16 protein-coding genes are annotated in these 16,699 nt (G+C 61.5%); 11 read left to right on the top strand and 5 right to left on the bottom strand.

Features of this window, described 5'->3' with window-relative positions; all coding sequences use genetic code 11:
* Positions 1-72: 72 nt before the first annotated feature.
* Positions 73-1,650: an ABC transporter ATP-binding protein gene (locus GPA21_RS05755; RefSeq protein ID WP_168987256.1), complete on the bottom strand. Its 1,578-nt coding sequence runs from the start codon at positions 1,648-1,650 to the stop codon at positions 73-75.
* A 215-nt stretch (positions 1,651-1,865) separates the two neighbouring features.
* Positions 1,866-2,456 carry an NUDIX hydrolase gene (locus GPA21_RS05750; RefSeq protein ID WP_168987255.1) on the bottom strand — a complete coding sequence of 197 codons (591 nt, stop codon included), beginning with the start codon at positions 2,454-2,456 and terminating at the stop codon, positions 1,866-1,868.
* 325 nt (positions 2,457-2,781) lie between these two features.
* Between GPA21_RS05750 and flhD the strand changes: the two genes are divergently transcribed.
* The 11 genes from flhD to GPA21_RS05695 all read left to right on the top strand — a co-directional run bounded on the left by flhD (position 2,782) and on the right by GPA21_RS05695 (position 14,106).
* Positions 2,782-3,093, top strand: coding sequence for a flagellar transcriptional regulator FlhD (gene flhD, locus GPA21_RS05745; RefSeq protein ID WP_168987261.1), 312 nt, complete (start codon positions 2,782-2,784; stop codon positions 3,091-3,093).
* A gap of 4 nt (positions 3,094-3,097) precedes the next feature.
* On the top strand, positions 3,098-3,652 hold the full coding sequence (gene flhC, locus GPA21_RS05740; RefSeq protein WP_168987254.1) for a flagellar transcriptional regulator FlhC: 555 nt from the start codon (positions 3,098-3,100) through the stop codon (positions 3,650-3,652).
* A 235-nt stretch (positions 3,653-3,887) separates the two neighbouring features.
* Positions 3,888-4,745 carry a flagellar motor stator protein MotA gene (gene motA, locus GPA21_RS05735; protein WP_168987253.1) on the top strand — a complete coding sequence of 286 codons (858 nt, stop codon included), beginning with the start codon at positions 3,888-3,890 and terminating at the stop codon, positions 4,743-4,745.
* Positions 4,746-4,868: 123 nt separating this feature from the next.
* Positions 4,869-5,816 carry a flagellar motor protein MotB gene (motB, locus tag GPA21_RS05730; protein ID WP_168987252.1) on the top strand — a complete coding sequence of 316 codons (948 nt, stop codon included), beginning with the start codon at positions 4,869-4,871 and terminating at the stop codon, positions 5,814-5,816.
* Positions 5,817-6,124: 308 nt separating this feature from the next.
* The gene (locus GPA21_RS05725) at positions 6,125-7,246 is read left to right on the top strand and encodes a chemotaxis protein CheW (RefSeq protein ID WP_168987251.1); all 1,122 of its coding nucleotides are present in this window, start codon (positions 6,125-6,127) and stop codon (positions 7,244-7,246) included.
* Positions 7,236-8,792, top strand: a complete 1,557-nt coding sequence (locus tag GPA21_RS05720) for a PAS domain-containing protein (RefSeq protein WP_168987250.1) — start codon at positions 7,236-7,238, stop codon at positions 8,790-8,792. Before GPA21_RS05725 ends, GPA21_RS05720 begins: the two co-directional genes overlap by 11 nt.
* A 118-nt stretch (positions 8,793-8,910) precedes the next feature.
* Complete coding sequence (locus GPA21_RS05715; RefSeq protein WP_168987249.1) at positions 8,911-9,882, top strand: chemotaxis protein; 972 nt, start codon at positions 8,911-8,913, stop codon at positions 9,880-9,882.
* A gap of 4 nt (positions 9,883-9,886) precedes the next feature.
* Positions 9,887-10,849 (top strand): chemotaxis protein, encoded by a 963-nt coding sequence (locus GPA21_RS05710; RefSeq protein ID WP_168987248.1) that lies wholly within the window; start codon positions 9,887-9,889, stop codon positions 10,847-10,849.
* A gap of 14 nt (positions 10,850-10,863) precedes the next feature.
* A complete protein-coding gene (gene cheY / locus GPA21_RS05705) occupies positions 10,864-11,253 on the top strand; it encodes a chemotaxis response regulator CheY (protein WP_168987247.1) in 390 nt (129 codons plus the stop codon).
* A gap of 42 nt (positions 11,254-11,295) precedes the next feature.
* The gene (gene cheZ, locus GPA21_RS05700) at positions 11,296-12,147 is read left to right on the top strand and encodes a protein phosphatase CheZ (RefSeq protein WP_168987246.1); all 852 of its coding nucleotides are present in this window, start codon (positions 11,296-11,298) and stop codon (positions 12,145-12,147) included.
* 87 nt (positions 12,148-12,234) lie between these two features.
* Complete coding sequence (locus GPA21_RS05695) at positions 12,235-14,106, top strand: chemotaxis protein CheA (protein ID WP_211163440.1); 1,872 nt, start codon at positions 12,235-12,237, stop codon at positions 14,104-14,106.
* A gap of 33 nt (positions 14,107-14,139) precedes the next feature.
* On the opposite strand, the gene tal is transcribed toward GPA21_RS05695, so the two are convergent.
* From tal to GPA21_RS05680, 3 genes are all read right to left on the bottom strand, one after another.
* Positions 14,140-15,216 (bottom strand): transaldolase, encoded by a 1,077-nt coding sequence (tal, locus tag GPA21_RS05690; protein WP_168987245.1) that lies wholly within the window; start codon positions 15,214-15,216, stop codon positions 14,140-14,142.
* Positions 15,217-15,283: 67 nt separating this feature from the next.
* Complete coding sequence (locus GPA21_RS05685; protein WP_168987244.1) at positions 15,284-16,024, bottom strand: pseudouridine synthase; 741 nt, start codon at positions 16,022-16,024, stop codon at positions 15,284-15,286.
* Between the two features lie 78 nt (positions 16,025-16,102).
* A complete protein-coding gene (locus GPA21_RS05680) occupies positions 16,103-16,690 on the bottom strand; it encodes a superoxide dismutase (protein ID WP_168987243.1) in 588 nt (195 codons plus the stop codon).
* Between the last annotated feature and the right edge of the window lie 9 nt (positions 16,691-16,699).

The following is a 16,699-nucleotide window of genomic DNA, read 5'->3' as shown; positions in this document are numbered from 1 at the left end:
ACCGCGAACAGCGGTGACAGATAACGCATCGCCCGGGAGGGTTCGGGGCGGGGCTCGAGTCGCAGCGGAAACTCACGCATCGGCCTTCTCCGATGCGGTGGCTTGCGCTTCCGCCCCGGGCCACATGCCGCTCATCCATACGCCGACCGTCTCGACCGAGGTTTCGGCCACCGGCAAGGCGGGAGAGAGCCGTCCTTTTGCGATGACTGCGATGCGGTCGCAGACCTCGAACAACTCGTCCAACTCTTCGGAGAGCACGAGAATCGCGCAACCACGATCGCGCATGTTGATGAGACTCTGGCGGATGAAGGCGGCGGCGCCAACATCGACGCCCCAGGTCGGCTGAGCGCAGATCAGCAGTTTGGGGTCCTGCAGGACTTCCCGTCCGATGATGAATTTCTGCAGATTGCCGCCGGACAGCGACTTGGCCGCTGCGTTGGCGCCGCTGCACTTGACGTTGAAGCGTTCGATGCAATCCTCTGCGAAGCGCCGCGCGCGGCCAAAGCGCAGGAAGCCGCGGCTGACAAACCGGCGGGTCCGCGCCGCCGTGAGTATCGCGTTGTCGGTAAGCGAAAGATCGGGCACTGCGCCCCGCCCGAGGCGGTCTTCTGGCACGAAGCTCATGCCAAGCCGACGGCGCTGGTCCGGCGACAGCCGGCCGGCCTCGATGCCGCAGATCTGCACCGGGTGCTTCTCGGCGATCGGTTCCTCGCCGGATAGCGCGGTCATCAGCTCCTGCTGACCGTTGCCGGAAACCCCTGCGATACCGACGATCTCTCCCGCGCGGACTTCAAGATGCAGGTCGCGCAGGTCGGTGCCGAACGGGTCCGGTGAGGCGTGCGACAAACCGGCAAGACGAAGTCTCGTCTCGCCCGAGCTGGCTGGTTTGCCGTGCTCGCACATCGGCAGATCCTTGCCGATCATCAAGCGGGCCATGGATTCCGGACTTTCCCGGGACGGCACGCAATGCCCGGTGACCTTGCCGCCGCGCAGGACGGTGGCCGTGTGACAGAGCGCCTGAATTTCGTCGAGCTTGTGGCTGATGTAGAGAATCGAACAGCCTTCGACGGAGAGCTGGCGCAGGGTTTCGAATAGCTTTCGCACCGCCTGGGGCGTGAGCACCGAGGTCGGCTCGTCCATGATGAGCAATCGGGGCTGCAACAGCAGGCAGCGGATGATCTCGACGCGCTGGCGCTCGCCGACCGACAGCGCGTGTACGTGGCGGCGCGGATCAATCGGCAGGCCGTAGCGCTCCGAAACCTCATCGATCTGCCGTGACAGTGTCGTCAGGTCGGGTTTTCCCGGCATTGCCAGCGCGACGTTCTCGACCACCGTCAGCGTTTCGAACAGCGAGAAGTGCTGGAAGACCATGCCGATGCCGAGCGATCGCGCCTGAGCGGGGCTTTCGATCTCTACCGCGCGACCCTCCCATAGCAGCTGTCCTGCGCTCGGTCGGGTCACGCCATAGATGATCTTCATCAGTGTCGATTTGCCGGCACCGTTTTCTCCAAGAACTGCGTGAATCTCGCCGGGCGAAACCGCGAGGTCGATGCTGTCGTTGGCGACAACGCTTGGATAGACCTTGCTGACGCCGCGCAACTCGAGGCGGTAGCCGGCAGCATGGGCGCGGGTCGGGGTCGGGTCAGTCATCCTGGTCGGTCGGCGGTAGAGAGTTGCTCGGGCCGGTTGCGGTTGGCGGTCGGGCCGGGGTTGACGGGTCGGGCTGCGTGCGTCTGGCAAACCTCAGGATGATATCAGTGCCGGATGCGAACGGGCGTAGAGGGCGGGCCATGCCGGCGAGGCCGAGCCGACTACCTGTCAGAGCCAGCAGAATGCAGAAGCAGGGGGTGGCAGGCCTTGGTTGGCTAGCCGCGCGGGCTGGCGCTCGGTTTGCCGGTCTGGGAGAACGGATCCGCGCCGGTGGGAGGTGGTCCGAGATCGCAGGTGTGAAAGCCGAAGCAGCCGGCGCGCCGGTCGGCGAAGTAGTGCTGCAGCGTGAGCGAGATCGTGCGGAACGCGATCCGATCCCAGGGGATCTCTTCTTCGGCAAACAGGGCGACCTCCAGCGACTCCTCGCCGGGCGCGAAGTCGAGATCGAGAAGCCGTGCCCGATAGACCACATGGACCTGGCTGATGTGGGGCACGTTGATCAGCGTAAATATCTCGCCGATCGAGATCCGCGCACAGGCTTCCTCGAGGGTTTCGCGGACAGCAGCATCGGCGGTGGATTCCCTGTTCTCCATGAAGCCTGCGGGCAAGGTCCAGTAGCCATGGCGGGGTTCGATGGCTCGCCGGCACAGCAGGATGCGGTCGTTCCACTCCGCGATTGCGCCGACGACGAGCTTGGGATTGAGGTAATGAATCGTGCCGCAAGCGTCGCATACATGGCGAGGAAGCGTATCCCCCGCAGGGATGCGGAAGTCGAGGCCTGAGCCACAGTGGGAGCAGTATTTCATGTGGTGGAAGCCGGCAAACCGTTGGTTGAGGGGATTCTAGCCCGGATTGCTCGCACCACCACGGCTACAGGCACCGATGCGCTCGCTGCGGCGCCCCAGTGTGAACAACCCGGGACGGCACGCTGTCGTGCCGGGATGGGCGAGCCCGACTCAATCGACTCTCGAGACAGCGTCCGGTTCTCCGGCTGAATGTTCTCGGCAGCGGATTTATCGCCTCTCGCGCCGGAAGTGTGTGATTTTCAACACACTCGTGCGATTGCCGGTTTGCCTTTCGTGACAACTTACTTTAAGTTTGAACCCCGATGCCCTGAATTCCAGCGAAAAAATGAAGCGTCGAGATTTTCAGCAAGAGATCAAGGAGCTCAACCTCGCCTTCCTGATGCTCGCGCAGCAGATGCTGAACGATGACAGGGAAAGTGCGATGCTCAGGCTCGGCATCAACGACGAGGTGGCAGACCTCGTAGAGAGCTTGTCGGGGCCACGGCTGGTGCGCATGGCTTCCAATCAGATGCTGCTCCCCAGTTTTCGCTTTGATGATGCCAACCTGTTGGGCCTGATGGCTGGCGAAGGGCGTGATCCGGTAAGCGCGACACTGCATGCGGCGATTCTGGCGGCAGGCAAGTCCAGCAAGGAATGAGCTTATGAAAAACAAGAGTGTGTTGGAAGAAGCGGAGGACATTCGCCGCGCCGTCGAGATGGTGAGTCTTGGCGCACGAATGCAGATGCTCGAGGCGGAGACGAAGCTGAGCCGGGAGCGGCTTCTGCGCATATACAAGGAAGTGCGGGGCATGTCTCCGCCCAAGGGTATGCTGCCGTTTTCCACCGACTGGTTCATGGCCTGGCAGCCGAACGTTCATGCCTCGCTGTTCATGGCCTACTACAGCCACTTTGCCGGTCGGCCGGGGCTGACCAGTCTCGAGTCCATCATCAAGGCCTACAATCTTTATCTCGACAATATCGAGAGCGGCTCTATGGAGCCGGTGCTGAGCATCACGCGAGCATGGACGTTGGTCCGCTTCTTCGACGCGGATCTGTTGCAACTCGCTGGGTGTCAGACCTGTGGCGGACGTTTTGTAGCGCATGCCTACGATCCCGTTCAGGACTATGTATGCGGCTTGTGCAACATGCCCTCCCGTGCAGGCAAGGGCAAGCGCCACCGCGCCGCCGTGAGGAAAGCGCGCAAAGCGATTGCCTGAACGAACCGAAGCCCAATGTGAAAACCGTCCGTAAAGGGCGGTTTTTCATTCAAGATATCGCGCCGATCGCCGTTACAATCGTGCACGATCCGGTTGTCGCGAACCGCGCGGCCGGCCGCAAGCTCAAAATCTTCGTCGAAACACCGAGTTCCCTGGGCCGCCGTCAAGGGTTCCTGTTGTCGCGCGGCTCGCGAAATCTTTGGGTGGTCAGGTTCAGGGTAGGCAGGGGTTACATGTGCTAGTCATCGTCGGTTACATCATTGTCTTGCTAGCGTCGATCGGTACCTACGCGATGCATGGCAGTCTCATGGCATTGTGGGTGCCGCTGGAGTACGTCGCCATCATTGGTCTGATGATCGGGGGTTTCGTCGCGGGCAATGGCTCGAGGGCGATCAAGGCAACCCTCGGTGCCCTGTCGGGAGCCTTCAAGGGTACGCCCTACAACAAGACCCTCTACATGAACCTGCTGGCACTTCTCTACGAGGTGCTCGCCAAGGTGAGGAAGGAGGGCCTGATGTCGATCGAGAACGACATCGAAGAGCCGGCTGCGAGTCCGATCTTCTCGAAATATCCTGACGTGCTCGCGGATCATCATGCGGTGGAGTTCATGACTGACTATCTGCGCATGATGGTCGGTGGCAACCTCAACGCCTTCGAGATCGAGAACCTCATGGATCTCGAGATCGAGACCCATCACCAGGAGGCTCACACAGCGCCGCATGTGGTTGCCAAGGTCGGCGATGCACTCCCTGCATTCGGTATCGTGGTCGCGGTGATGGGCGTGGTGAACGTCATGGGATCGGTCGGCGAGCCGCCTGCGGTGCTTGGCAAGATGATTGGCGGTGCATTGGTCGGCACCTTTCTTGGGATCCTCCTGTCATACGGTTTCGTGCAGCCGCTGGCTGGCCAGCTCGAGCAGCGTGTCGAGCAAAGCGGCAAGATCTATCAATGCATCAAGGCGGTTCTGCTTGCAAGCATGAATGGCTATGCGCCGCAGGTGGCGATCGAGTTCGGGCGCAAGGTGCTCTACTCGACGGACCGCCCGGGCTTTGTCGAGCTCGAGGAAGACATCAAGAGCCGCAAGGGGAAGTAAGATGAACGACCCCCATGCTCACATCGCTCGCACTCCCTCGCTGGGGAACCAGGACTCCCGTGGGCTGGCGCGGCGGGACGTCGTGAGTCGCGAACCTGAGCCGAAATGGCTCGGAGGCATTGGATGAGCGACGATACCCAACAGCCTATTATCGTCAAGCGCATCAAGAAGGGTGGCGGCGGACACCATGGCGGTGCGTGGAAGATCGCCTATGCAGACTTCGTGACTGCGATGATGGCCTTCTTCCTTCTGATGTGGCTGCTGGGTTCGACGGCCCAGGGCGATCTCGAGGGTATTGCCGATCATTTTCAGAACCCGATTCTGCTTTCCCTGCAGGGTGGGTCAGGCACGGGTGACAGTTCGTCCATCATCCAGGGCGGTGGTGAAGACTTGTCGCGTTCCGTCGGTCAGGTGCGGCGGGGCGATATCGAGAGCCGTGCCCGGATCAACCTCGACGCGGCGCGCGCGAGGGAGATGGAATTGCACGAGTTCGAGGCCGAGCTGTTGGAGCGGGGTCGGCTCCTGGACCTCAAGGGCCGTATCGAAGCGATGGTCGAGGCGAATCCCGATCTGCGCAATTACCGGAACCAGATTCTCATCGATATCACCACCGATGGTCTGCGCATCCAGCTTGTCGACGAGCAGAACCGACCGATGTTCGCCAGCGCCAGCGCGGATCTGCAGCCCTACACCCGCAGTCTGTTGCGAGCCATCGGCAGTGCGCTCAACGATGTGCCGAATCGCCTCAGCCTGACCGGGCATACCGATGCGCTGCCTTTCGCGGGCGGCGAACGTGGTTTTTCCAACTGGGAGCTTTCCGCCAACCGGGCCAATGCGTCTCGAAGAGAGATGATCGCCGGCGGTCTCGAACCCAATCGAATAGCCCGGGTCGTCGGTCTGGCCGAAACTGTGCCTTTGATCGAAGACGATCCACTTGACCCGGCGAATAGGCGAATCAGCATCATTGTGATGACGAAGCGTGCGGAAGAGGCCTTGCGCAGCGGGGCCGATGTACTCTCGGTGGAGGATGGCGGCGCGCTGCAGCCGGCGGCTCTGCAAGGTGCGCAGTGACCGTCCCTTTTTCTGCCTGAGGTGCGCCCTCGCGAGGCTGATGGGTCCAAGCTCGGTTGCTCGCCGTCACACGCGCCTCATCGTTGGGGCCTCAGCAGCTAAAGTCTCAGAGATCTCGGACGTTATTACTCGCAGAGGCCGTCTGCCGCTGCGAGGCGCGCGGGAGCGGTTCTCCTGCTCGTATAACACCACCCGGAGTCGTTCGTGCTGCAGTTCTCTGCACCGTTTCCCGCCAATGCCCGAGCCTGTCTGAGGGACCTCGCATCCATGCGCGCGCACGCGCGGCGGGCCACTTGCGGAGGCGGCTCGTGACCGGGGGCCTCGATCTCGATGAGCTGGACCAGATGTTCTTCGCCGAGTGCGATGATTTTCTGCGCTCAGCCGAGTTGGTGCTCGAGTTGGACGATGACACCGTCGCTGGCCCTGAGGGGCTCGAAGTACTGAGGCGTTCGGCACACTCCATCAAGGGTGGAAGCCTGACCCTTGGGTTCTCGGGGCTCGGCGCACTCGCCACAGCTCTCGATCATTATCTGGCATGCGTGCAGGACGGGGCGAACGGTCCGAGCTGGACCTTGTTGCGTGAGGCGTTTGCTGCGGTACGCGTCAACCTCGCCGGTTTGCGTGATGGTGCGGCAAAGACCTTCGGTGGACCGGCTGACCTGCTCATGCGGCTGGAGTCATCGCTTGCTGTGGGTGCCCCCACAGCTAAAAGCATCGTCTTTCGATTGTCAGCGACCGGTGCCGCAGCGCCGGTGTTGTTTGATGACATGGTGGCCGAGGTCGCAGTGTTACAGGCACCATGGAGCGTGGCCAATCGCGAGTGCCGAATCGAGGTCCGCTCGCCGCTGGCCGATCGCGCGCTGCTCGAGATCATCGAACGGGTCGCCGAGCCTGGTTCCGTGAGTATCGATGAGGGACTTTGCTTGCCCGCGGTGACGCCCGGCGCGAGTGCCAAGGATGAAGGGGAGAGCTTGCCGTCTGCCCCTCGTATGGCGGTCTGCGTCGCCTTCTCGTTGGCTTCGATGAAGTTTGCCGCCGATGCGCCGGGCATCGAAGAGATCCGCACTGGAGATGCTGTACATCCGCCATTGGCTGGTTCCGCCTTTGTTTGCGGCACCATCGAGATTGACGGTGTTTTTGTTCCGGTCATTGACCTGCAGCAGTGTCTCAAGCTGGGCAGAGGCAAGGTTCGAGCATCGAGCATGCAGCTTGTCAGCCGGTTGGCCGGCGAGGCGGTTGCGGTACTCGTCGACGATGTGGAGGAGGTTCTGACTGTCGCGCCTGATGCCATTCGACCTTTGGCCGGGGTGATTTCTCATGAAGTGCCCAGTGGTGTACGGGGTCAGCTCAGTCAGAACGGGAAAGCGATGTGGGTGATTGACCTCCCTCGTTTGCTTGAAGCCTGCATCGGGGGTGCCGATGCGCACTGAGTCGGAGCTCTCGACGAATGCGAAGGGGGAAAAGCGCCCGCGCGCGTCGGTCGATTGTCACGCCGTCCTGGATCTTGAAGGTCGTTTTGCCGTAGTCAATGAGGACCTCGCGACCTGCCTCGACATCGAAGCGGACGCGTTGGTGGGAGTGGATCTTGAGCGCTTCGTCGATGCGGAGAGCCCCCGGGAGCTGCTCGATGACCTGTGGTGCAAACTGGGCGACGGCGCTTCCTGGAGTTCGACGGTCAAGCTTCGCACAAGCGCTGGAACCGGTCTGTGGATGAGGCTGACGGTGGCGCCCGACGTCAACCGTGGGGTCAAGAAGGCTTATCTTGCCCATTTCAGACCCGCTTTTGCTGCCGAGATTGCGCATGCGCGATCACAGTTCGCCCAGATTGCGAGGGGGGTGAAGATCGACGCTGATCCGCGCCGCGGGGCCGGGCCGGTGGCATGGTTTCGGCGGGTGCGTGGCACCTCTCGCGCAGACGACCTTGTCGGTTTCGCGCTTTCGTTGGTCGGCGCGGCCGTCGCTGCTCTGTTCATCCTCTCCGCGAAACCCGACCTGGGTGGCTGGGTGCTGCGGTCGCTGGTGCTCGGGCTTGCTACGCTGGCGGCCCTCGGCGGTATCGCGGTCATTGTGCTCGAAAGCAGGCAGCGCAAGCGGGAATATGGCGTAGTGTGCGGCCTTATCGACCGGATTGCCCAAGGCGATACGGACGCGGGTAGTGTCGACATCAATCGTGTGGAGTTTGCGGCGCTGCGTGATGCACTCCGCAGATTGAAACTTAAGCTTTCCTTTGCTTCAAACCGGGATGGGGCGCCCAATCACGGTGACTGGCAGCACCCCGAAGAAGCGATGAGCTCTGCGCCGATGCTCTCCGAACGCTTGGGCCGGATCGAGACCCGCTGTGCTGAGCTGGTCTCGCTTTCGCACCGTCTGGCCGGTGGTGTTCCGGAGTCTGATCCTGGGGAGCCGTTGGTCATGAAACGACTGGCCCAGTTGCCCGAGCGCTTCGAACCGCTGCGTGCAAAGATACAGTGCCTGGCTCATGCAAGCAGGCAGTCCCGGGTCTTGGGACTGAACCTGGCGCTTCTGGAGGCCCGTTCCGAAGTCAAGGGCGTGAATCGAATGCATCGTGTGGCGAGGTCGGTCGCGCGAGAAACAGCTGATGGTGTTGCGCTGCTGGAACAGGAGGTGGACATCCTGAAGCGTGAGCTGCAGAGTGTTACCGAGTCGCTGTCCTTGCAGACGCAACATCCTCGAGCCGTTGCCGCAACAATGTGCGATGGCCTGACCGATTTGCTCGGAGAGCTGCGAGAAGTGCGATCATTGGTGGACGTCGACCGCCATGGAGTACGTACTGTGTCGGATGTCACTGTCGGACTGCATGAGGCTGCGTATCCTCCTGTAACGGTGGGGAATCCTCCGTCCGAAAGGCGGGATGTGAAGAAAGTTTCCCGCCTCAAGGCGGTTGGTTCGACGCCCTTGCCCAGAGTTGGTCGCGGCAAACGCGGCGGCCCGCTCGAGGAGGACTGGCGCGGTTGACTCGACGGCAGGCAGATTCTCGTTTGCTGCCATGCCTGAATGCCTCAAGTTGGGGCGAACCACGTCGATATATCGCTTGTATTCAAACCGAAGCACTCAGCGTTACACGGAAGAGGCCATGTCCGATCTATTCAACACCATCGAGGCTCGCACGAGACTTGCGGGCACCAACAAACTCGAGATCCTGCTGTTTTCGCTCGGTGTCGATCAGCGGACTGGTCGGCAGGAGACCTTCGGCATCAATGTGTTCAAGGTGCGTGAGGTCATGCGCACGCCTGACATCACATCCGCGCCGGAGATGCCCGACTGTGTCGAGGGCATGGTCAGCCTGCGTGGCGCATTGGTGCCGGTGGTCGATCTCGCGAAGTATGTCGGCATTGTCTCCGAGACACCTCGAAGCATCATGATCGTGACCGAGTACAACGGTCACACCCAGGGGTTTCTGGTCGAGAATGTCGATACCATTCTGCGCCTTGACTGGTCGCAGATGCGCGTTCCGCCGGAGATGCTGACCGCCAAGATGGGCGGCCTGGTCACCGCGGTAACTGAACTGGCGGATGACCGACTGGTCATGATGCTCGACGTCGAGAAAGTGCTCTCGGAAACCGCGCGTTACGATGACGAGCTCTTGTTCAAGGGTATCGACCCGATCAACGGTGAGAGTCGCATGGTGTTCTTCGCCGATGATTCATCGGTTGCGCGCAAGCAGATCGAGCTGACGCTGGAGAAACTCGATGTGCCCTACCAGGGCGCCATCAATGGGCGTCAGGCGTGGGAGGAATTGCAGAAGATCGCTCAGCATGCGCAGGCGACCGGTCGGACGGTCGCGGACATGGTCAGCGTGATTCTCACTGACGTCGAGATGCCCGAGATGGACGGCTACATCCTGACCAAGACGATCAAGTCAGATCCCCGGTTTGCCGGTATCCCGGTAATCATGCATTCGTCGTTGTCCGGCATGTCGAACCAGCAACTTGGACGTTCCGTCGGGGTGGATGATTATGTCGCCAAGTTCGAACCACACAAGCTCGCGATGATTCTCCGCGAACGGATCGGTGATCGGCGCGAGAGCGATGCGACCGGAGACTAAACATATGTACGCATTGAAGACCCAGGAAGTTGGCGCCTCGGTTGCGGCGAGTGAAGACGAACCGCTGGTTGGCTCCAACCGGATGGAGATCCTCCTCTTTACGCTCGGGACAGGCGAGACCTTCGGCATCAACGTGTTCAAGGTTCGCGAAGTCAGTGACACGCCGTTCGTAACGCGCGCGCCCAACATGCCGCACGGCGTGGAGGGTCTGATTTCTCTCCGGGGTAACGTGATTCCTGTGTTGTCGCTGGCCAGCATTCTCGGCATCGGGGGCGCGGAGGACCGCACCGGAACGATGATGGTGACCGAGTACAGCAAGCGTACGCTGGGCTTTCTGGTCGAAAGCGTCGACCGTATCGTCCGTGTCGACTGGGAGCGGGTGCGAGCCGCGGATAACGTCTCGAGCGGCGCGCAGGGTTTCATCACTGCGCTGACCGAACTGCCTGACGGCAAGCTGGTATCGATTCTCGATGTCGAGTCGGTACTGTCGCACACCTTCGGCGATGCGGTGATCGGCCCGATCAACCCGATCGACGGTGGTCACGAACTCAACGTTTTCTTCGTGGACGATTCAACTGTGGCTCGGCGCAAGATCACCGAGGTGCTCGACAAGCTCGGCGTCAAGCACAAATACGCGGTCAACGGTGCGGAGGCCTGGCAGCGCCTGGAAGGCATGGCCAATCAGGCCCGCCAGACGGGTCGGCGAGTCTGTGATGAACTGGATCTGATCCTGGTCGATGTCGAGATGCCTGAAATGGACGGTTATGTGCTGACCAGCAAGATCAAGGCTGATGCGCGTTTCAAGGACGTACCCGTTGCAATGCATTCCTCGCTTTCGTCAGCGGCCAATCGGGATATGGGGAAACAGGTCGGAGTGGATGCCTACGTGGCAAAATTCGACGCTGACGTGCTGGCCGATACCTTGCGGCCGCTGTTGATGAAGAACCATCGCCCGAATGGACAGTGATTACGGAGAATGGAATGCCTGATCCCTCAATGAAGTTTCTTGTGGTCGACGACTTTTCCACGATGCGGCGCATCGTGCGCAATCTTCTCAAGGAGCTTGGTTTCAACAACGTTGATGAGGCCGAAGACGGCGTCGTCGCGCTTCAAAAGCTCGAACGCGGGGATTTCGAATTCGTCGTGACCGACTGGAACATGCCCAACATGGATGGTCTGGCCTTGCTGCAGCACATCCGCAAGGCGCCTGAGCTCAAGCATCTGCCGGTGCTCATGATTACCGCGGAGGCCAAGAAGGAGAACATCATCGCGGCGGCTCAGGCTGGCGCGAGCGGATACATCGTCAAGCCCTTCACTTCGGCGACGCTGTCGGAGAAGTTGCAGAAGATTTTCGAGAAGCTGGGCAAGTAAGACACCCCGGGGGGCGCAACCCCGGCATGCAGGAGCGTCAGGATGATCAGAAAGCAGAAACACGGTGAGGCAGGTGACTCGGATGACCTTCAGGCTTTGTTCGACGAGATCGCCACGGGCAAGTCCGAGGCAAAGTCGTCGCCGGTGGCAGCCGTGCCTGGGCCTGTGGATGCCAGTGGTGACAACGATGACCTGCAGGCCTTGTTTGACAGCGTTGCAAGCAAGGCGGATGCCTCAGTGGCGACCGAGTCGGTCTTGGCGGGTGTTGATGAAGCGGAGTTGAGTGAGGATGAGCGCGTGTTCAAGCGTGTGGGTGTCATGACGCGCGAGGTCCACGAAGCGCTGCGCACGATGCTGGGGGATGCGCCGCTCAAGGATGCGGTCGAGGCCATACCGGATACTCGTCAGCGCCTGAACTACATCGCGCTGATGACGGAGCAGGCAGCCAGCCGTGTCCTGAACGCCACTGATATTGCTCAGCCGCTGCAGACACAGCTTGAGAACGATGCGGGCAGACTCCAGGGTGAATGGGAGAAGGTTTTCGCCAATCAGATGTCGGTGGATGATTTCAAGGCGCTCGCACAGGAGACCCACCGTTTCCTCGGGCAGACACGGGAGCACAGTCACGCCACGGGCGAGCAGTTGCTCGAGATCATGATGGCGCAGGATTTCCAGGATCTCACTGGGCAGGTGATCAAGCGCGTGGTCGACCTTGCGCAGACGCTTGAGAGCCGGCTTTTGAGCCTGCTGCTGGAGGTCGCGCCGCCTGACAAACTGCCGGTGGACAAGGTCGATGGCTTGATGAACGGCCCGGTCATCGACTCGCGCGGGCGCGATGATGTCGTGACCTCACAGGAGCAGGTCGACGATCTGCTCGACAGCCTGGGTTTCTGAATCGCGCGAGCGCAGGGCCTGAAGAGAAGATGCGGACCAGGGGACTGTCCTGGTGCTGCGGTTTAACGAAGAATGGGTGAGAGCGAGATGAGTGATTTCACCGGAATGGAAGATCTGCTGCAGGATTTCCTGATCGAAGCAGGGGATCTGTTGTCGTCGGTCGATAACAAGCTCGTCGAGCTTGAGCGTGCACCCGAGGATCGCGGGTTGCTCAACGAGATTTTTCGAGGCTTCCACACCATCAAGGGTGGGGCCGGATTTCTCAATGCGACCGAACTGGTGACCTTGTGTCATTTGACGGAGAACCTGTTCGACAAGCTGCGCAACGGCGAGCTCGTGCTGACGGCCCAGATCATGGATGTGATCCTGGCCTCGACGGCAACAGTCCGCGAAATGTTTCACGATCTCGAGCGATCGACTCAGCCGCCTCCCGCCGCTCCCGAGCTGCTCGCTCGGCTCAGGCTGGCTCTGGCTGGCGAATTGGGCGACGAAGCGGTGCCGACTGTCGCTTCGGCGCCACCTGCGGCCGCAAAAACCCAATCCGGCGGTGACGCCGGGCCCGACTGGGCAGTGCTCCACGCCACGGTCAGCGGCGCACCAGTCCCGGCGGTCGCGCCGACGGCGCGCCCGACCGAAGAGGTGATTCAGGCCGCAGTCGGTCGCCGCAGCAGCGACTGGCCCGGCGCGGTATCGGCACCGAGCGGACGCCGCGAGAGCGAACGCCAGCGCGATACGTCGATACGTGTCGATACGACCCGTCTGGACCAGGTTCTCAACCTGTCGGGTGAGATCGGTTTGACCAAGAACCGTCTCAACGCCTTGCGCAGTGACATTTTGAGCGGCCGTAACGACAGCGAAACCCTGCATGCGCTGGATATCGCAGTCAGTCAGCTCGATTTGCTGGTTTCCGATTTGCAGAATGCGGTCATGAAGACGCGCATGCAACCTATCGGCAGGTTGTTCCAGAAGTATCCGCGCATCGCACGTGATCTCGCGCGCAACCTCGGCAAGGAAGTCGAGCTGGTGCTCGCGGGTGAGGAAACCGAGATCGACAAGACGATGATCGAGGATCTCGGAGACCCGATCATCCACCTGATTCGCAATGCGGTGGATCACGGCGTCGAGAGTGTGCAGGATCGCATTGCCGCCGGCAAACCCGCGAAGTCACTGGTGCGTCTCGAGGCCCGCCAGGAAGGCGATCACATCGTCATCGCGGTGGCCGACGACGGACGGGGTATGAACCCGGACAAGCTGCGTGCCAAGGCCGTCGAGAAAGGACTGATCAGCGAGGATGAAGCCGCCTCGATGGACGAACGTCAGAGTTACAACCTGGTGTTTCACCCCGGCTTCTCGCTGGCCGCGCAGATTTCGGACGTGTCCGGGCGCGGTGTCGGCATGGATGTCGTCCGCACTAACATCCAGAAACTCAATGGCACCATCGACATCCATTCCCAGGCCGGCAAAGGCACGACCTTCCTGATAAGCCTGCCCCTCACCCTGGCCATTCTGCCCGTGTTGCTGGTGCGTCTCGGCGAGCAGCCATTTGCGGTTCCCTTGTCGATGGTCCGTGAGATTCTTCCTGTGGAACCTTCCGCCATTCAGGAGGTGAGTGGGCGCGCGACGATGGTGGTGCGGGGCGAGGTGCTGCCGTTGTTGCCCCTGGCAACGCTGCTTGGCTGGCCGCTGGAGCGTACTCCCGAATACGGCGTGCTGATGCAGACGGCGGAGCAGGCATTCATACTTGGATTCGACACCTTCGCCGGTCGAGAGGATGCGGTCATCAAATCGCTTGACGACTTCCGGCCCAAGGGTGTTGCGGGGGTCACGACCCTGGCAAACGGTCAGATCGTGCTGATTCTCGACATGAAGGAATTGCTCGGCGAGGGGAGCGGTGCTCGCGGCGTGACGCGCCGCGAGTTGGTCTTCGAATCGCCGCCCGCCCTCACGGCGCCTTCCTGAGAACGCCGCGAGCGTGCGCTCGCGGCCAGCAGGTCAGGCAGTCAGTTCGAGCAGAGCCGAAAAAGCCTGCTCGAACTGTTTCAGGCCTTCCTCCTGCAGTTGTCGCCCGACAAGGTCCATGTCGATGTTCAGCCCGGACAAGGCCTTGAACTGGGCCTCAGCGGCTTCGATGTCCTCCTCGATCGTCGGTGCGGCATGGCCGTGGTCGCGCAATGCGGCCAGCGTGGCATCGGGCAGCGTGTTTACGGTCTCGGGGCCGATCAGCGGCTCGACGTAGAGCAGGTCGCTGTATGCCGCATTCTTGGTTCCGGTACTCGCCCAGAGCATGAATTGAGGGCGGGCGCCGCTGGCACGCAGCGGCGCAAAGACCGAACCGTGAAAACGCTCGAGGTAGCGGCGATAGGCGAGCTTTGCCATGGCTACAGCGGTTTTCCCGCGCAGTTGCAGCGCTTCTCCGCCGATTTCGTCGAGGCGTTTGTCCACCGCAGTGTCGACGCGACTCAGGAACAGGCTCGCGACGGATCGCACGGAGGCAGGGTTGCCGCCGGCCTGACGGAGTCTTTCGAGGCCTGCGACATAGGCAGCGGCAACTGCGTCTACATGTTCAAGCGAGAACATGAGCGTGACGTTGACGCTGACGCCTCTCGCAATGAGACCCTCGATGGCGGTGAGGCCGGCCTCTGTCGCCGGGACCTTGATCAGCAGGTTGTCGCGATCGACTGCGCTCTTCAGCCGGATGCCGGCTGCGACGGTGGCCTCTGCGTCATGGGCAAGCGCAGGTGAGACTTCGAGGCTGACATAGCCGGCATTGCCGTCACTGGCTTTGTGGGTTGCCGCCAGCAGGTCGCAGGCGCGCTGTACATCCGGGATGACGAGTGCTTCATAACGTGCTTCGGCTTCCAGCGGCTCGGCCAGCAGGCGCGCCAGATCGTCCTCGTAGTAACGCCCGTCGGCGATCGCCTTGTGAAAGATGGACGGGTTGGTCGTTACACCACATACGCCGTCCTCAGCGATGAATCGGGCCAGATGCCCGTCGTTGAGCAGCGATCGGGAGAGGTTGTCAAGCCAGATTTGCTGGCCAAGGGCGCGGACCTCGAGCAAGGGGTTCATCGTGATCGGTCGGAATGGTTGAACAAGCTTTTCATTCTGCCCGCTTTCCCGGCGACTGACAAAAGCTTCAGACGCAGGCTTGGTTCGCGGCCTCGGCCCACCCCAGTGCGGTGATCAGCGCACCGAAATCCTCCGAGGGCGGGCAGTGAATATCGACGGTTGCGTCGTGCCAGGGGTGCGTGAAGCGCAGTCGGGTGCAGGCGAGCAAGAGACGTGCGCAACCATAGTGTTCTGCAAACAGACGGTTGTGCCGGCCCTTGCCGTGAGTGGCGTCGCCGATGATGGGGTGGGCCACGTGCTTGAGGTGGCGACGCAGTTGGTGCCGACGCCCGGTTTCGGGCTCGAGCGCCACCAGTGCGTATCGGCTCGTGGGGTAGCGGTCCACGCGGTGGGGCAGTTCCGTGGTCGCAAGCTGGCAAAAACGTGTGATGGCGGCGCGCGCGGTATCGGAAGCTTCGGCAGGTGCCCCCTCGGCATCATCGGGCTGACGACTGAGAGGGTGGTCGATGATGCCCTCTTCCGCAGGCATGAATCCCCGCACGACCGCGAGATAGCGCTTCATGACCTCGCGGGTGCCGAATGTCCTTGAAAGGCGGCCCGCGGTCTCGCGATCGAGCGCGAAGACCAGCGCCCCCGAGGTGCCTTTGTCGAGACGGTGGACGGGATGGACGTGCCGGCCGATCTGGTCGCGCAACAGTTGCACCGCAAATCGGGTTTCATGGCGGTCCAGTTGCGATCGATGCACAAGCAGGCCGGAAGGCTTGTGAATTGCGACCAGGTGCTCGTCGCGGTAGAGAATGTCCAGCATTGCCGAGGGTCGCCGAGGTTCGGAAATTGAAAAAGGCACCCGAGTGGGTGCCTTCTCGCTGAGCACAACGCTTCAGGTTCAGGCGGCGTAATTCTGCGCTGCGAAGTCCCAGTTGGCGAGCTTTTCGAGGAAGGTCTCGACGAACTTCGGACGAGCATTGCGATAATCGATGTAGTAGGCGTGCTCCCACACGTCGATACAGAGCAGGGCGGTGTCGCCGGTGGTCAGCGGTGTACCGGCTGCGCCCATGTTCACGATGTCCACCGAACCGTCGGCCTTCTTGACCAGCCAGGTCCAGCCCGAGCCGAAGTTGCCGACGGCCGAAGCGGCAAACGCCTTCTTGAAGTCGTCGAAAGAGCCCCACTTGGCCTTGATCGCATCGGCCAGCGCGCCGCTCGGCTCACCGCCACCGTTGGGCTTCATGCTGCTCCAGAAGAAGGTGTGGTTCCAGACCTGGGCGGAGTTGTTGTAGATGCCACCGGCCGGCGCCTTCTTGACGATGGCCTCGAGATCCAGGTTCTCGAACTCGGTACCCTTGATCAGGTTGTTCAGGTTGGTGACATAGGCCTGATGATGCTTGCCGTAGTGAAATTCGAGCGTCTCGGCGGAGATGTGGGGTGCGAGCGCGTCCTGAGCGTAGGGCAGGGCGGGAAGAGTGTGTTCCATGTGTTTCTC

Origin of the sequence: Azoarcus taiwanensis, assembly GCF_012910885.1 — a bacterium.
Lineage (GTDB): Bacteria > Pseudomonadota > Gammaproteobacteria > Burkholderiales > Rhodocyclaceae > Azoarcus_F > Azoarcus_F taiwanensis.
The sequence above is the reverse complement of the archived record's forward strand: the minus strand, read 5'-3'. Positions and strand labels throughout refer to the sequence as shown.

What these genes read in the sequence shown, in the direction of transcription:
- cheY (WP_168987247.1), top strand. Translation starts at nt 10,864, where the DNA reads ATGCCTGATCCCTCAATGAAGTTTCTTGTGGTCGACGACTTTTCCACG.
- GPA21_RS05750 (WP_168987255.1), bottom strand. Translation starts at nt 2,456, where the DNA reads ATGAAATACTGCTCCCACTGTGGCTCAGGCCTCGACTTCCGCATCCCT.
- GPA21_RS05685 (WP_168987244.1), bottom strand. Translation starts at nt 16,024, where the DNA reads ATGCTGGACATTCTCTACCGCGACGAGCACCTGGTCGCAATTCACAAG.
- GPA21_RS05695 (WP_211163440.1), top strand. Translation starts at nt 12,235, where the DNA reads ATGAGTGATTTCACCGGAATGGAAGATCTGCTGCAGGATTTCCTGATC.
- cheZ (WP_168987246.1), top strand. Translation starts at nt 11,296, where the DNA reads ATGATCAGAAAGCAGAAACACGGTGAGGCAGGTGACTCGGATGACCTT.
- GPA21_RS05680 (WP_168987243.1), bottom strand. Translation starts at nt 16,690, where the DNA reads ATGGAACACACTCTTCCCGCCCTGCCCTACGCTCAGGACGCGCTCGCA.
- flhC (WP_168987254.1), top strand. Translation starts at nt 3,098, where the DNA reads ATGAAAAACAAGAGTGTGTTGGAAGAAGCGGAGGACATTCGCCGCGCC.
- motB (WP_168987252.1), top strand. Translation starts at nt 4,869, where the DNA reads ATGAGCGACGATACCCAACAGCCTATTATCGTCAAGCGCATCAAGAAG.
- flhD (WP_168987261.1), top strand. Translation starts at nt 2,782, where the DNA reads ATGAAGCGTCGAGATTTTCAGCAAGAGATCAAGGAGCTCAACCTCGCC.
- GPA21_RS05710 (WP_168987248.1), top strand. Translation starts at nt 9,887, where the DNA reads ATGTACGCATTGAAGACCCAGGAAGTTGGCGCCTCGGTTGCGGCGAGT.
- GPA21_RS05755 (WP_168987256.1), bottom strand. Translation starts at nt 1,650, where the DNA reads ATGACTGACCCGACCCCGACCCGCGCCCATGCTGCCGGCTACCGCCTC.
- tal (WP_168987245.1), bottom strand. Translation starts at nt 15,216, where the DNA reads ATGAACCCCTTGCTCGAGGTCCGCGCCCTTGGCCAGCAAATCTGGCTT.
- GPA21_RS05720 (WP_168987250.1), top strand. Translation starts at nt 7,236, where the DNA reads ATGCGCACTGAGTCGGAGCTCTCGACGAATGCGAAGGGGGAAAAGCGC.
- GPA21_RS05715 (WP_168987249.1), top strand. Translation starts at nt 8,911, where the DNA reads ATGTCCGATCTATTCAACACCATCGAGGCTCGCACGAGACTTGCGGGC.